This is a genomic window from Bosea sp. OAE506 (assembly GCF_040546595.1).
Lineage (GTDB): Bacteria > Pseudomonadota > Alphaproteobacteria > Rhizobiales > Beijerinckiaceae > Allobosea.
The window spans coordinates 1,686,963-1,699,909 of the sequence record NZ_JBEPOB010000001.1; the positions used below are offsets into that span (position 1 = coordinate 1,686,963).

Here is a 12,947-nt window from a genome sequence, read left to right on the forward strand (position 1 = left end):
CAGCGGCGATTTGCGCAGGGGGCCCTCCGCTGCTATCGGGCGCGACATGACACGCCATTCGAGCCGCCGCTCGCCGCGCAGGGCGCGCCCATGCTGAGCCGCCTGCGCCCGGACGAGGAGCGCTATGCCAGGCGCATGGCGCGGATCGCCCGCTGGGACCGCCCGATCGAGAGCCGCGGCCAGCGCCTGCGCGCCTGGGCCAACATGCTGCTGGTCGACCACGGCATCTTCCGCCTCGCCTATCTCAACGCCCATCGCGTCACGCCGAAGCTTTGGCGGGCGGCGCAGCCCGCGCCGGGGCAGATCGCCTGGTTCGCAAGCCAGGGCGTGAAGACCATCGTCAATCTGCGCGGCGGGCGTGAGCACGGCTCCTGGCCGCTGCAGCGCGAAGCCTGCGAGCGCCACGGCATCGCGCTGGTCGATTTCGTGCTGCGCTCGCGTGGCGCGCCCGATCGCGAGACCATCCTCGGTGCGGGCGAATTCTTCGCCTCGCTGCAGGAGCCGGCGCTCGTCCACTGCAAGTCGGGCGCGGACCGGGCAGGGTTCTTCTCGGCGCTCTATCTGCTGATCCACGAGCGACGGCCCCTGGCCGAGGCGACGCGGCAATTGTCGTTGCGCTACGGGCATTTCCGTTTCGCCAAGACCGGCATTCTCGATGCCTTCTTCGACGCCTACCGCGTCGAGGGCGAGGCCAAGGGCATCGCCTTCCTGGACTGGGCGCGGGACGTCTACGATCCCGCCCGCCTGGAACAGAGCTTCCGCCCCGGTTTCCTGTCGTCACTGCTGGCGGACCGGCTGATCCGCCGGGAGTAGCGGTTCAGGGCGCGGCCGGCCGCACGCCGGAGAACCCTCCGGCCGTGCTGTCCTGCGGATCGTCCCGTGCGACCCAGACGAACAGGACATGCGCCACGGCGCGGGCGACCGAGATCGCGCCGACGGCGTAGAGCAGTTCGTGCGAGAGGGAGCCGAACCACAGGATCGCGGCGACGATCGCCAGCAATGCGACCGCATGCGAGGCGAGCTGCCAGGCCGTGTTGCGCGACAGCGTGGCGATGTCGTGAACGGGGTTGAAGAGCGCGATACCGGCGTAGAACAGCGACATCACAGCGACCACCTCGCCGACACCGTCCCATTTGCTGCCGTCGAAGACGGAGTCGAGGGTGAGCGCCCCGAAGGCGATCGGCAGGAACAGGCCGACAGTGGCGGCCGCGAGACCGAGGGTTGCGCCGCGCATCCAGAAACGCCGGCGTCGGCGGTCGCCACTGCGCAGGGCCCTCATCACCAGCGGGCTCGAGACCGTGCCGAACATCTGCGTCGGCATGTCGAGCAGGCGCATCGCCAGGGCGACATGGGCCGCCAGCAGCGGGTTGTCCGCATAGGGCAGCGCCAGCAGGGGCGCGGCGGTGAAGCCGAAGGACAGCATCGCCGCCGGCAGCAGGACGCGCGGCGCGTCGTGCCAGTGCTGCAGCCCCCAGCTCAGGCCGCGCAGCGACCACAGTCGCGGATGGACCAGATCGAAGAGGGTCTCGCGGCGACGGACGAGGAGATAGAGCGTCGCCACCCAGTGCCCGACCGCGTCGGCGAGGAACAGGGCGAGCGCCTTGGGCCCGAAGATGCCGATCAACAGCAGCATGACGACCGGCTGGACCAGCGCCTGGACGAGATTGCTGTTGCCGATGGCGCGGAAATCACCCTCGGCCGTCGCCTCGCTCCAGAGCAGGCGCAGGGCCGTGCGGGCCGACAGCGACAGGAAGAAGACCAGCCCGATGAGCGGCGGCAGCCAGTCGAGCTGCACGATCGTGATAAGGACGATGCCGGCCAGCGCGAGGAAGGCGATGCCGCTCGTCAATGCGAGACGGAAGGCGAGGGCGAGCTCGCGGCGGGCGCTGCTGCGGAAGAAGACCGCCTCCAGCCGCAGAAGCGCGGGCAGCGAGACGAAGGTCGCCGCGGCAGCGAACACCGCGAAGGCGGCAAAGACGTTAGGCGGGCAGAAATAGGCTGCGATCAGCAGGCCCCAGACGGAGATCATCCGGGCCTGTACGAAGCGCAGGCCCAGCAGCACCGCGGTCCCGATCGACTGGCGCAGCGCGGGCACGCGGCTCGCGACCAAGCGCCGCCCCTGCGCCAGGGAGAGCGCAGGCCGGCGAGGCGGAAAGCTCGCCCGTTCGAGGACGACGTGAGCGACCATGTCCATCCCCACGGCTGGACCGTTTGAAAGGCCGTCCCCGTGCGGATCACCGTCACCGACCGACGATGGGACGTCGGAGATGCGGGTCACGATCGAGCGACCTCAGGACAAACAGGCTGCGCCAACAGGGTTAATGGCGGGTAAAGATGCGTCATGACGGACCAGAGCGGGGCCGTGCCCCGATGGTCGGGCACTAACCCCATGAATCGGGCCATCAGATGGCGGCTTCGTTGAATTTTGTTTTCAGCGCCTCGAAGCGGGCGAGCTGGTCCGGCAGCAGGGCACGCTGGGCGTCGCGGCGGACGAAGACCTTGAACATGACCTCGCCCTCGCCGTTGAAGAACTGCACTGAGCAGACGCGGCGGCTGGTGAGCTGGCGGTCGACGACATAGATCGCGGCGCAGTTGGACGCCTTGATGTGGCCGCCGATCGGGCTGTCGCCATGGATGTTGTAATAGCCATGGCCGAAGGAGCCGACCGGCAGCGCACCCTCGCATTCGAGCACGATGTCAGGCGTGTGGACGAGGAACATCACGGTTCCCCAACTCGCCAGTTCCTGCCAGAGCGCCTCGAAGTGCTCGGGGGCGATCAGCATCCGGCCCTCGGCCGGGGTCAGCTCGAGCACGGTGCGGGTCGGCAGGCCGGCCTCCTTCGCCACCGACTCGACCATGGAATCGGGCTTCTCGGCCAGGATGCGCCGGGCTTTGGCGAGGGCGTCGTCTGCGGGCGCCGCGGGTTCGATCGTCAGGCCGTCCGACATGGCCGCCTCCTCACTCGGCCGCCTGGAGGGGGCGATGCGGGTTGGACTCGCTCAGCACGGTCTCGAAGCCCTCGAACTCGGGATGGCCGAGGAACAGCGGCTGCTCGCGCTTCTCGCCGGCATTGCGATGCGAGTCCCGGAACTGCTCCGACTTGGTCCAGGCCGTGAAATCCGCCTTCGTGGCCCAGGTGGTGTGGGAGGAGTAGAGCGTATGGTCGTCGCGCTCGGGGCCTTTGAGCAGGTGAAACGCGATGAAGCCCTGCATCTCGTCGAGCCGGGTCTTGCGCGTCGCCCAGACGGTCTCGAACGCCGATTCCTGGCCCTTGACGACCTTGAAGCGATTCATCGCGATGAACATCGGGAATGGTCCTGTTCTAGGCCGGCCCTGCGGGCCCGGCGGATGGCATGGCCGGCACGGGGCCGATGCCGCCGCGACATCCTGCCGGATGTGCGTCCCTCGTCCTCGCCCTTGACCGCTTCTAGTAAAACTGAATATCAACGTCAATAACGCTGAGACTAAAATCAGTTTTGAATAATTAAAAACTGATTTTTACTTGGCTTCGTTCAGTCACGGCGACGGCCGCGCGCCTCCGGTCATCCGGCGGGCGGCGCTTGCGATGGGAGATCGAGTGATGCGCTTGCGCACCCTGCTTTCGGATGGGCCGGGCCGACGGCCCGCACGACGGGAGCTGTCCGCCGCGATCGGGCTGAGCCTGCTGGCGGCGGCGAGCCTGTTGGGCGCCTTCGGCCTGCCCGGCGCCGCCTTCGGCCAAATGCCCCAGCGTGTCGTCGCGGTGGGCGGCGTCATCACCGAGGTGATCTATGCGCTGGGCTTGCAGGACAGGCTCGTCGGCGTGGATTCAACCAGCCAGTTCCCGGCCGATGCCCTGCGCGACAAGGCCAATGTCGGCTATGTCCGGGCGCTGTCGACTGAGGGCGTGCTCTCGCTCAAGCCCTCGCTGGTCATGCTGATCGACGGAGCCGGCCCGCCCGGCGCGGTCTCGCTGCTCTCCGAAACAGGTGTGGGTCTGGCCCGCATTTCCGACGAGACGAGTGCCGCGGGCGTCGTCGCCAAGATCGAGGCGATCGGCGCCGCGCTGGGTGCGGCCGAGCCGGCCTCGCGGCTGGCAGCCCAGACACGGGCGGGCTTTGCGGAGCTCACCACCCTGCGCGGCACCATCGCCAAGCCGCGGCGCGTGCTCTTCGTGCTGTCGATCCAGAACGGCCGGGTGATGGTCGGCGGGCGCAACAGCTCGGCCGACGCGATCATCCGCCATGCCGGCGCGGTCAATGTCGCTGACGGCATCGAGGGCTACAAGACGATGACCGACGAGGCGATCATGGCCGGCGCGCCCGACGTCATCCTGATGATGAGCCACAACGTCAACCACGCCACGTCGCCCGATGCGCTCTTCGCCATGCCCGCCTTCGCGGAGACGCCGGCGGCGCGGCGGAAGCGTGTCATCGCCATGGACGGCCTCTATCTGCTCGGCTTCGGGCCGCGCACGCCGGCAGCGGCACGCGACCTGATGGCCGCGATCTATCCCGAGGCGTCGATCCCGCCGCTCAAGACGGCGCAGGCGCGGTGACGCTGGCCTCGCCCTCCGTCGCGGGCCTGCCGGCCGGGCTGGCGATCCTGATCGCCGGGCGGCGGCGCCTGGCCGTGATCGCCACCGCGGGGCTCGGCCTCGGCTGCGTCGGCCTTGCGCTGTTCGCGATCGGGCAGGGTGCCATCGCGATCCCGCCCGGGCGGGTTGCCGAGATCATCTGGGCCCGGCTGACGGGGGATGTCGCGCTGCTCGAGGGCCGCGACGTGCTGGTGGTGATGAACATCCGGCTGCCGCGCGTGCTGCTCGGCCTGCTGGTCGGGGCCGGCCTCGCCGTATCGGGCGCGCTGATGCAGGGGCTGTTCCGCAATCCCCTGGCCGATCCCGGTCTCGTCGGCGTCTCCGCCGGGGCGGGGCTGGCGGCCGCGGCGACGATCGTGCTGGGCGACCGGTTCCTGACGGGGACGCTGATGAAGCTGCCCTTCGCGGTGCTGCCCTTCGGTGCCTTCTGCGGCGGGCTGATCTCGACGCTGGCGCTCTATCTGATCGCCACGCGGCAGGGCCGCACGTCGGTGGCGACCATGCTGCTCGCGGGCGTCGCGCTCGGCGCGCTCGCCGGGGCGATGACGGGCCTGCTCGCCTTCATTTCGGATGATCGCCAGCTGCGCGACCTGACCTTCTGGTCGATGGGCAGCCTCGGCGGGGCGAGCTGGACCAAGCTCACCGCGATCGCGCCGATCATCATTCCGCTGCTGCTGGCCATGCCGCTTCTGGCGCGCGGGCTGAACGGGCTGATGCTGGGCGAGGCGGAGGCCTATCATCTCGGCATCCCGGTCCAGCGGGTCAAGGCGCTGGCGATCCTGCTCGTGGCGCTCGCGGTTGGTGCGAGCGTCGCGGCGGCCGGGCTGATCGGCTTCGTCGGCATTGTCGTGCCGCATCTGGTGCGGCTCGCGGTGGGTCCTGACCATCGCCTTTTGCTGCCGCTCTCGGCGCTGGGCGGCGCGATCCTGCTCGTCGGGGCCGATATCGTCGCGCGCCTGGTCGTCGCTCCGGCCGAATTGCCGATCGGCATCGTCACGGCGGCGATCGGCGCGCCGTTCTTCCTGTGGCTGCTGCTGCGCCGCGCGGGGCCGCTCGATGTCTGAAACCGACCGTAGCGTGCTCGTCCAGGCGCGCGGGCTTTGCTTCTCGGCCGGCGGGCGCGCCCTGGTGCGTGACGCCTCGCTCGATCTGGCGCCGGGTACGACGACCATCCTGATCGGGCCCAATGGGGCCGGCAAGTCGACGCTGCTCAAGCTGATGACCGGCGAGGCGAAGCCTTCCGGCGGCGAGATCCGTCTCGACGGGGAAGCGCTGGCGGCCATTCCGGCCTGGCGGCTGGCCTGCCAGCGGGCCGTGATGGCGCAGCATGCGCGGCTGGTGTTTCCGTTCAGCGTCTATGAAGTCGCGAGCCTCGGCGTCGACGGGATCGGCCGGGCGATGACGCGGCTGCGGCGCGATGCACTGGTCGGCGAAAGCCTCGCGGCTGCGGGCGTGCTCGATCTGGCCGGGCGGGCCTATCAGACACTCTCCGGCGGCGAGCAGCAGCGCGTGCAGTTCGCGCGGGTGCTGTGCCAGATCGAGGCCGGGCGCAGCGTGGCGAGCCGGCAGGCGCTGTTCCTCGACGAGCCGATCGCCAGCCTCGACCTCTGCCACCAGCTCGCCCTGCTCGACATGGCGCGGGCCGTCGCATCGCGCGGCGTGGCGGTGCTGATCGTGCTGCACGACCTCAACCTCGCCGTGACCTATGCCGACCATCTAGTGGTGATGGATCAGGGTCAGATCATTGCGCAGGGCGCTCCGGCGAAGACGCTGGACGACGCGCTGCTGCGCCAGGTCTTCAAGGTCGATCTCTCGCTCAGCCGGGCGCCCGTGCCGGGGCTGCCCTTCCTGCTGCCGCAGCAGCATCGCGCCAGCCCCGCCGCCTGAACCGAGGCCCGTTTCAGCGACGATTCATCCTGAATCAAGGCTTCACCATATCGTTCAACCGCTGATTCAGCGGTGAAGCTGCAGCCTCCGCCCGGAAATGCGGGAGGGAGAGTGGCGATGGTGTCCAGGCGTGCAGCGATGGAAATGGTGTGGGCCGCGGCCCTGGCCCTGCCGTTCTGGGCGGCCACGGCCGGCGAGGGCGAAGCGCGCGAGATCGTGCAGGCCCCCGACCCGCGCTATCGGCCCGGCACGATCGTGATCCGCACGGGCGAGCGAAGGCTCTATCTGGTCACCGCGCCGGGCGAGGCGATCCGCTACACCATCGCCGTCGGCAAGGCCGGCAAGCAGTGGCAGGGCGTCAAATATGTCGAGGAGATGCAGGTCGATCCGGCCTGGGCGCCGCCGGCTTCGGTGAAGCGCGACAATCCGCGCCTGCCCGACGTCATTCCCGGAGGATCGCCGCGCAACCCGATGGGCGCGCGGGTGATCGGGCTGGGGCCAGGCGGCGAATACGCGATCCACGGCACCAACATGCCGGGCACGGTCGGCACCGCCGCCTCCTATGGCTGCTTCCGCATGCACAACCACGACGTCGCCGACCTCTACGAGCGCGTCCGCATGGGCACGCCTGTCGTCGTCCTGCCCTGAGGCGCGACGGCTAGAGCGGCACGCCGGAGGGCAGCGGCTGGCCTGAGAAGAAGGCCTCGAGATTGCGCAGCAGGAGCTCCTGTTGCGCCGCCTGGGCGCTGTCGGCCATCGCCGCGATGTGCGGCGTGAGCACCGCATTGTCGAGCGCCTTCAGCCGGTCCGGCACATTCGGCTCCGCTTCAAAAACGTCGAGCCCGGCCCCCGCGATCACGCCCTGCTCCAGAGCCGTGCACAGCGCCTCCTCGTCGACGGCGATGCCGCGCGAGATGTTGACGAGATGGCCCTGCGGCCCAAGCGCCCGCAGGACGTCCGCATCGACCGCGTGCCGGTTCTCAGCGCTGGCGCGCACCGCGACCATCAGCACATCAGACCATTCCGCCAGCCCGACAAGGCTGTCCTCGTAGCGATAGGACAGGTCCGCGCGCCGCGCGCGGTTGTGATAGGCGATCTCCATGCCCAGCGCGGCCGCGATGGTGGCGATGCGACCACCGATGGCGCCGAGCCCGTAGATGCCGAGCCGGCGACCGCGCAGCCCGGGGACGATGGGCATGCGCTCGATGGCGTTGCCCTGCCAGCGTCCGGCGCGGATGAAGCGGTCTCCCTTGCCGATCTGGCGGACGCTGGCCAGCATCAGCCCGATGGCGAATTCGGCCACCGCATCGGCATTTGCGTCGGCGGCGTTGCTGAGCAGGACGCTGCGCGCCTGCGCATGGGCCTGGTCGACCCCCTCGATGCCGGTGCCGTAGCAGGCGATCAGCCCGAGCTGCGGCAGCGCGTCGATCAGGGCCGCATCGGTGCGCCAGCCGCCGACGGTCAGCAGCACGCGGGCGGCCTCCGCGCCCTGCGGCAGGGCCTCTGGAACGGGCCGCTCCATCGGGCCGAGCACGATGTAGTCCTGCTGCAACCGTGCGATCAGGGAGGCCGGCATCTTGGGGGCCATCAGGATGGTGGGCTTCATCGTCGCATCGTCTCCGGTCGATGCTGCATCGCAGCATTCCGGGTGACGCGGCTCAACCACCGCCAGCGCGCAGGCGGCATCCGTTTCCTGCATCCCAAGCGGTTCTTGCTGTGAGTCAAAAATGCGCCCGGGCGGGCCGGCGCCTATCGACAGTGCGTAAATCCGCGTTAACGTTTGGTCGCGCGACAGACACAACCGGGCGCGGCGCCGCTCGGAGCAAGAGGGGCTAACGATGGATCATCTGGCCGACGTCAAGAAATTCGCCAAGAAGCCGCTCAACGAAGCGGCCTTCGCCGGTATGGCGAAGTCGTACGCACTCGTGATGAGCAAGCCTGACACCCGCTATGTCGCCTGTTCCGACGCCGCCGAGCTGGAGCGCGTCCGGGAGAATTTCCTGAAGAAGAAGCTCGGCCTGAAATCCGCCGATCTCGATGCGTCGATCAAGGCGATCTGCGAGCACATGAAGGCCGACAAGACCAAGTCGCGCCTGACCTTCTACTATCTGCTGGCCGAGCATTACGGGAAGCTCGACGCCTTCGTGAAGACATAGGCTGGAGGTCATTCGCCGGGCGAAGCGAAGCGCAGACCCGACAACCTCGATCAGCCGATGCTCGGGCCAAACCCGAGCATGATGCCCGCGACGTCTCTAGCGATACAGATCCGCCCGCGTCAGTGGCAGGCCCGAGGCGCCCTTGCGGCGCTTCGAGGCCAGCGTCTGGTTGACCAGCGCGCCGCCTCGCTCGAAGGCGAGCGAGCAGCCGGCCAGATATAGCAGCCACATGCGCGTGCGCTCCGGGCCGATCTCCGCCTCGGCCTGTACCCTGTTGGCCTCCAGCCTCTCCCACCAGAGCCGTGTGGTGCGCTGGTAGTGCTCGCGCCAGCCCTCGACGTCGTGAACCTCGAAGCCGTAGCGCTCGAGATTGGCGATCGACATGCCCAGATGGTCGAGCTCGCCGCCGGGGAAGATGTAGCGCACCAGCGCGCGGTACTCGGCCGGCATCTTGTTGAAGGCCTTGTCGGTCTTCTTGGCGCGGCGCGAGATGCTGTGATGCAGATACAGCCCGCGCGGCTTCAGCAGCCGGTTCACCGCCTGGAAATAGGAGGGGTGATTGCGGATGCCGACATGCTCGAACATGCCGATCGAGGAGATCTTGTCGAACTCGCCCTGCATCTGGGTGAAGTCCTTGAGGTGAAGCGTGACCCGGCCCTGCAGGCCGAGCCGCTCCACCTTCTCGCGCGCCAGGGCGAGTTGCTCCTCCGCCAGCGTTACGCCATGGGCCTCGACGCCGTAATGCTGCGCGGCGTGGCAGACCAGTGCGCCCCAGCCGCAGCCGATATCGAGCAGGCGGTCACCCGGTTTCAGGCGCAGCTTGCGGCAGATCATGTCGAGCTTGTCACGCTGCGCGCACTCGAGGTCGCCGTGATCCTCGGTGAAATAGGCGCAGGTGTAGACCATCTCGGCATCGAGAAAGAGCCGGTAGAAAGCGTTCGAAACGTCGTAGTGGTAGGCGATGTTGGCCTTGTTGGTCGCCGGTGCGCCGTCGCGGGCGATCTCGTCGCCTCTCCGGTGATCGACGGCGTTTGGTGCCGTACCCGGAGCGAAGAGGAAGCGGCGGACCACATCGAACACGGCCCGCTTCGGAATGGTGCGCGCCAGCCGGCCGACCTTGCCTTCGGGGCGTGCGGTCGCCAGATCGAAGACCGAACCGTTCACCAGCGCGATGCGGTCGGTCACGTGCAGGTTCAGCAGCGTGTCGAGCTTCGGCTTGCGGATGAGGGCCGCGATGGCGCCGGGATCGCGGATCGCGATGGCGAGCCCGTCCTGCGGCCAGGATGCCGGGACGAGGCTTTCGTCCCAGAGGCGAAATCCGAGCTTCAGCCCGAGTTTCTCATGCGCCTGCGCCAGCAGGTTCCGCAGCGCCGCGAGGCGCTTCTGTTCCGTATCCATGTCCGCCCGCCCGAGAGTCCACGCCGATATCCTGTTTGGCGGCGGCAGGCGCCCATGGCAACCCGGCCCGTTCACGGAAGCGCGTGACGCGGCGGGCCGGGCCGTCGCATGCTAGCCGCGCGCGCAGGCGGGTTCCCGGGGCGCGGCAGGCTGGAGGGCCGCGAGTGATCTATGAAGAGCGCGACTATCGCATCAAGGCCGGCAAGCTGGCCGAGTTCGTGAAGCTCTACGGCGAGTACGGCTTGCCGCTGCAGAAGGAGTATCTGGGCCAGTTCATCGCCTATTTCACCACGGAAATCGGCGAGCTGAACCATGTCGTCGCACTGTGGAGCTACAACAGCCTCGACGAGCGCGCCGCCAAGCGGAAGACGATGCTCGCCGATCCGCGCTGGCAGGACTACCTGAAGCGCGTCGATGGGCTGATCGACATCCAGAACTCGCGCATCCTGACGCCCGTCGCCTATTCGCCGCTGCAATGAGCGACGCCGTGCCGACCCGCTTCACCGTGACGACCCCCGACGGGGCGGTGCTCCAGGCCTTCGCGGAGGGGGAGGGGCCGGCGCTCCTGCTCGTCAGCGGGCTCGGGGGCACGGCGGGCTTCTGGACGAGCAATGCGGCGACGCTTGCGCGGTCCTTCCGGGTGATCCGCTTCGACCAGCGTGGCATCGGGGCGAGCACGCGCGGACGCGCGCCCTGCACGATCGACCAGCTCGCTCGCGACTGCCTCAGCGTGCTCGATGCTGCGGGCGTCGCGCGGGCGGTGCTGCTCGGCCATTCGACCGGCGGCTGCATCGGGCAGGCCCTGGGGCGCATCGCGCCGGAGCGGCTCGACGGGCTGATCCTCAGTGCGACCTGGCTGAAGCCGAGCCACTATATGAGCGCGCTGTTCGGGGCGCGGCGCGCCGTTCTCGCCGAGAACCCGCAGGCCTATGCCGCCACCGCCGTGCTGATCTCCTACCCACCGGCCTGGCTGGAGGCGAACTGGAGCGTCTATGAGGCGGCGATCGCCGCTGCGCCCGTCTCGGCGGAGGCCCGCGAGGTTATCCGCGAGCGGATCGACGCGCTGCTCTCCTTCGATGGCTCGGCCGACATCGCCGCCTTGCCGATGCCGACGCTGGTGCTGGGCGCACGCGACGACATGATCGTGCCGTCCTTCCTGCAGGAGGACCTGGCGGCCGCTCTGCCCGGCGCCCGTAAGATCCTGCTCGATTCGGGCGGGCATTTCTTCCCGGTCTCGCGGCCCGACGCTTTCACCGCCAAGGTCGTGGAGTGGATCGGAGAGCTGGGATGAAGGCGCGCCGGGTCGTCCTGATCGGCTATGGCGCCATCGCCGCCGACATCGCAACGGCGCTGCGCGCGGCGCCCGGACCGGGCTATGCGCTGGCGGTGCTACTGCGCCCGGGCTCGTCCTCGGCGGCGCGGGTGCCTGAGGGCGTCTCCGTCCTCGAGGGGCTCGATGCGGTCGCGGCCTTCGGGGCCGATCTGGTGATCGAGGCTGCCGGTCACGCGGCGGTGCGCGAGAGCGTGCCGAGCTGTCTGGCGCTCGGCCTGCCGGTGCTGATCTCCTCCATCGGCGCCCTGCATGACGAAGCGATCTTCGCCCGGCTCGTCGAGGCCGCGCGCGGGGGCAGGGGGCGGCTGCTGCTGGCGTCGGGGGCGCTCGGCGGGCTCGATTATGTCCGCGCCGTGCGCCATGCGGAACAGCTCGATCTGCGCTACGAATCGCGCAAGCCGCCGGCCGCCTGGGCCGCCGAATTGCACGCGCTCGGCCATGACCCGGCGGAGCTGGCCGGGCCGGTGACGCTGTTTTCCGGGACCGCGCGCGAGGCGGCGGCGCGCTATCCGCAGAACCTCAACGTGGCGGCGGCGCTGGCGCTGGCCGGGCCAGGCTTCGAGGCAACCCGCGTCGACGTCGTCTGCGACCCGAAAGCCGGCGGCAACACCCATGTCGTCAGGGCGAGCAGCGAGTTCGGCACGTTCTCGCTGGAGATCGCCAACCGGCCCTCGCCGAGCAATCCGAAATCATCCTGGATCGTCGCGCAGTCTATCCTGGCGGCCGTCGATCAGCATTTTTCGCCCGTGGTGATGCTGTGAGCGCCTGGCGCCTCGCTCGTCCCGGGGCTCTCAAGGGGAGGCCAAGGCCATGAAACTCGCAGGCAAGATCGCGATCGTCACCGGCGGCGGCTCGGGAATCGGCCATGCTGCATCCACGCTCTTTGCCCGCGAAGGCGCGACCGTGATCGTCGCGGACCGGGACGCGGCGGCGGCCGAGCGTGTCGCGGCCGAGATCGCGGGGCAGGGAGGCCGGGCGACGGCTCATCCGGTCGATGTCAGCAAGGAGGCCGAGGTCGCGGCGATGATCGCCAGGGCCGTGGCCGATTTCGGCCGGCTCGACATCCTCGTCAACAATGCCGGCTACGGCATCGCCGGCACCGTGGTGTCGACGTCGGAGGCCGACTGGAACGCGCTGATGGCGGTCAACGTCAACGGCGTCTTCCTCGGCTGCAAGCACGCCATCCCGCGTGATGGCGCGACAGGGCGGCGGCGCGATCGTCAACACGGCCTCGGCGGTGGCGCATGTCGGCATCCACGACCGTGCGGCTTATGTCGCGTCCAAGGGGGCTGTGGCGGCGCTGACGCGGGCGATGGCGGTGGACCATGTCGAGCAGAAGATCCGCATCAACGCCGTCGCGCCCGGCACGATCGAATCGCCCTACTTCACCCGGATCCTGAGCGGGCCCGACGGTGCCGAGCTGCGCCGCGGGCTGGAGGAGCGCCAGGCGATGGAGCGCCTCGGCCAGCCGATCGAGATCGCCCAGGCGATGCTCTGGCTCGCCAGCGACGACGCTTCCTTCTGCACGGGCACCGTCATGGTCGTCGATGGCGGCTGGACCGCCCGGGGCGACCGCAAGCCCCGCGCCTAGGCCGGG

At 69.2% G+C, this 12,947-nt stretch carries 14 protein-coding genes and 1 pseudogene; 10 read left to right on the forward strand and 5 right to left on the reverse strand.

What is annotated here, in order from left to right; translation table 11 throughout:
• The first annotated feature begins 90 nt into the window (after positions 1-90).
• The gene (locus ABIE41_RS08155) at positions 91-813 is read left to right on the forward strand and encodes a fused DSP-PTPase phosphatase/NAD kinase-like protein (RefSeq protein ID WP_192644118.1); all 723 of its coding nucleotides are present in this window, start codon (positions 91-93) and stop codon (positions 811-813) included.
• A 4-nt stretch (positions 814-817) separates the two neighbouring features.
• On the opposite strand, the gene ABIE41_RS08160 is transcribed toward ABIE41_RS08155, so the two are convergent.
• The 3 genes from ABIE41_RS08160 to hmuQ form a co-directional block, all read right to left on the reverse strand.
• Entirely contained in the window at positions 818-2,188 is a 1,371-nt protein-coding gene (locus ABIE41_RS08160; RefSeq protein ID WP_192644117.1) for a hypothetical protein, read from the reverse strand.
• A 214-nt stretch (positions 2,189-2,402) separates the two neighbouring features.
• Positions 2,403-2,948 (reverse strand): heme utilization cystosolic carrier protein HutX, encoded by a 546-nt coding sequence (gene hutX, locus ABIE41_RS08165; RefSeq protein WP_192644116.1) that lies wholly within the window; start codon positions 2,946-2,948, stop codon positions 2,403-2,405.
• Positions 2,949-2,958: 10 nt separating this feature from the next.
• Positions 2,959-3,306 (reverse strand): heme-degrading protein HmuQ, encoded by a 348-nt coding sequence (hmuQ, locus tag ABIE41_RS08170; protein ID WP_192644115.1) that lies wholly within the window; start codon positions 3,304-3,306, stop codon positions 2,959-2,961.
• A gap of 274 nt (positions 3,307-3,580) precedes the next feature.
• Here hmuQ and ABIE41_RS08175 point away from each other — a divergent pair, with 274 nt between their 5' ends.
• The 4 genes from ABIE41_RS08175 to ABIE41_RS08190 all read left to right on the forward strand — a co-directional run bounded on the left by ABIE41_RS08175 (position 3,581) and on the right by ABIE41_RS08190 (position 7,111).
• Positions 3,581-4,537, forward strand: coding sequence for a heme/hemin ABC transporter substrate-binding protein (locus ABIE41_RS08175; RefSeq protein WP_192644114.1), 957 nt, complete (start codon positions 3,581-3,583; stop codon positions 4,535-4,537).
• Positions 4,538-4,539: 2 nt separating this feature from the next.
• Entirely contained in the window at positions 4,540-5,640 is a 1,101-nt protein-coding gene (locus ABIE41_RS08180) for an iron chelate uptake ABC transporter family permease subunit (protein ID WP_192644325.1), read from the forward strand.
• On the forward strand, positions 5,633-6,463 hold the full coding sequence (locus tag ABIE41_RS08185; protein ID WP_192644113.1) for a heme ABC transporter ATP-binding protein: 831 nt from the start codon (positions 5,633-5,635) through the stop codon (positions 6,461-6,463). The genes ABIE41_RS08180 and ABIE41_RS08185 overlap by 8 nt, the downstream gene beginning before the upstream one ends.
• Before the next feature lie 117 nt (positions 6,464-6,580).
• Complete coding sequence (locus tag ABIE41_RS08190) at positions 6,581-7,111, forward strand: L,D-transpeptidase (RefSeq protein ID WP_192644112.1); 531 nt, start codon at positions 6,581-6,583, stop codon at positions 7,109-7,111.
• Positions 7,112-7,121: 10 nt separating this feature from the next.
• Here the strand turns inward: ABIE41_RS08190 and ABIE41_RS08195 are convergent, their stop codons facing one another.
• Positions 7,122-8,069, reverse strand: a complete 948-nt coding sequence (locus ABIE41_RS08195) for an NAD(P)-dependent oxidoreductase (RefSeq protein WP_192644111.1) — start codon at positions 8,067-8,069, stop codon at positions 7,122-7,124.
• Positions 8,070-8,301: 232 nt separating this feature from the next.
• On the opposite strand from ABIE41_RS08195, the gene ABIE41_RS08200 reads away from it, so the two are divergent.
• Positions 8,302-8,619, forward strand: coding sequence for a DUF2853 family protein (locus ABIE41_RS08200; protein ID WP_192644110.1), 318 nt, complete (start codon positions 8,302-8,304; stop codon positions 8,617-8,619).
• 96 nt (positions 8,620-8,715) lie between these two features.
• Here ABIE41_RS08200 and ABIE41_RS08205 read toward each other — a convergent pair whose 3' ends face one another.
• Positions 8,716-10,017 carry a class I SAM-dependent methyltransferase gene (locus tag ABIE41_RS08205; RefSeq protein ID WP_192644109.1) on the reverse strand — a complete coding sequence of 434 codons (1,302 nt, stop codon included), beginning with the start codon at positions 10,015-10,017 and terminating at the stop codon, positions 8,716-8,718.
• A gap of 164 nt (positions 10,018-10,181) precedes the next feature.
• On the opposite strand from ABIE41_RS08205, the gene ABIE41_RS08210 reads away from it, so the two are divergent.
• The 4 genes and pseudogenes from ABIE41_RS08210 (at position 10,182) to ABIE41_RS08225 (ending at position 12,941) form a co-directional block, all read left to right on the forward strand.
• Positions 10,182-10,496 (forward strand): NIPSNAP family protein, encoded by a 315-nt coding sequence (locus tag ABIE41_RS08210; RefSeq protein ID WP_192644108.1) that lies wholly within the window; start codon positions 10,182-10,184, stop codon positions 10,494-10,496.
• 8 nt (positions 10,497-10,504) lie between these two features.
• A complete protein-coding gene (locus ABIE41_RS08215) occupies positions 10,505-11,308 on the forward strand; it encodes an alpha/beta fold hydrolase (RefSeq protein ID WP_354191837.1) in 804 nt (267 codons plus the stop codon).
• Positions 11,305-12,111: an aspartate dehydrogenase gene (locus ABIE41_RS08220; protein ID WP_192644106.1), complete on the forward strand. Its 807-nt coding sequence runs from the start codon at positions 11,305-11,307 to the stop codon at positions 12,109-12,111. Before ABIE41_RS08215 ends, ABIE41_RS08220 begins: the two co-directional genes overlap by 4 nt.
• 49 nt (positions 12,112-12,160) lie before the next feature.
• Positions 12,161-12,941, forward strand: a pseudogene (locus ABIE41_RS08225) (SDR family oxidoreductase).
• Positions 12,942-12,947 lie beyond the last annotated feature (6 nt).

Coding starts and splice junctions, on each gene's coding strand:
- ABIE41_RS08175 (WP_192644114.1), top strand. CDS start 3,581: ATGCGCTTGCGCACCCTGCTTTCGGATGGGCCGGGCCGACGGCCCGCA.
- ABIE41_RS08205 (WP_192644109.1), bottom strand. CDS start 10,017: ATGGATACGGAACAGAAGCGCCTCGCGGCGCTGCGGAACCTGCTGGCG.
- hutX (WP_192644116.1), bottom strand. CDS start 2,948: ATGTCGGACGGCCTGACGATCGAACCCGCGGCGCCCGCAGACGACGCC.
- ABIE41_RS08200 (WP_192644110.1), top strand. CDS start 8,302: ATGGATCATCTGGCCGACGTCAAGAAATTCGCCAAGAAGCCGCTCAAC.
- ABIE41_RS08185 (WP_192644113.1), top strand. CDS start 5,633: ATGTCTGAAACCGACCGTAGCGTGCTCGTCCAGGCGCGCGGGCTTTGC.
- hmuQ (WP_192644115.1), bottom strand. CDS start 3,306: ATGTTCATCGCGATGAATCGCTTCAAGGTCGTCAAGGGCCAGGAATCG.
- ABIE41_RS08195 (WP_192644111.1), bottom strand. CDS start 8,069: ATGAAGCCCACCATCCTGATGGCCCCCAAGATGCCGGCCTCCCTGATC.
- ABIE41_RS08190 (WP_192644112.1), top strand. CDS start 6,581: ATGGTGTCCAGGCGTGCAGCGATGGAAATGGTGTGGGCCGCGGCCCTG.
- ABIE41_RS08220 (WP_192644106.1), top strand. CDS start 11,305: ATGAAGGCGCGCCGGGTCGTCCTGATCGGCTATGGCGCCATCGCCGCC.
- ABIE41_RS08155 (WP_192644118.1), top strand. CDS start 91: ATGCTGAGCCGCCTGCGCCCGGACGAGGAGCGCTATGCCAGGCGCATG.
- ABIE41_RS08160 (WP_192644117.1), bottom strand. CDS start 2,188: ATGGTCGCTCACGTCGTCCTCGAACGGGCGAGCTTTCCGCCTCGCCGG.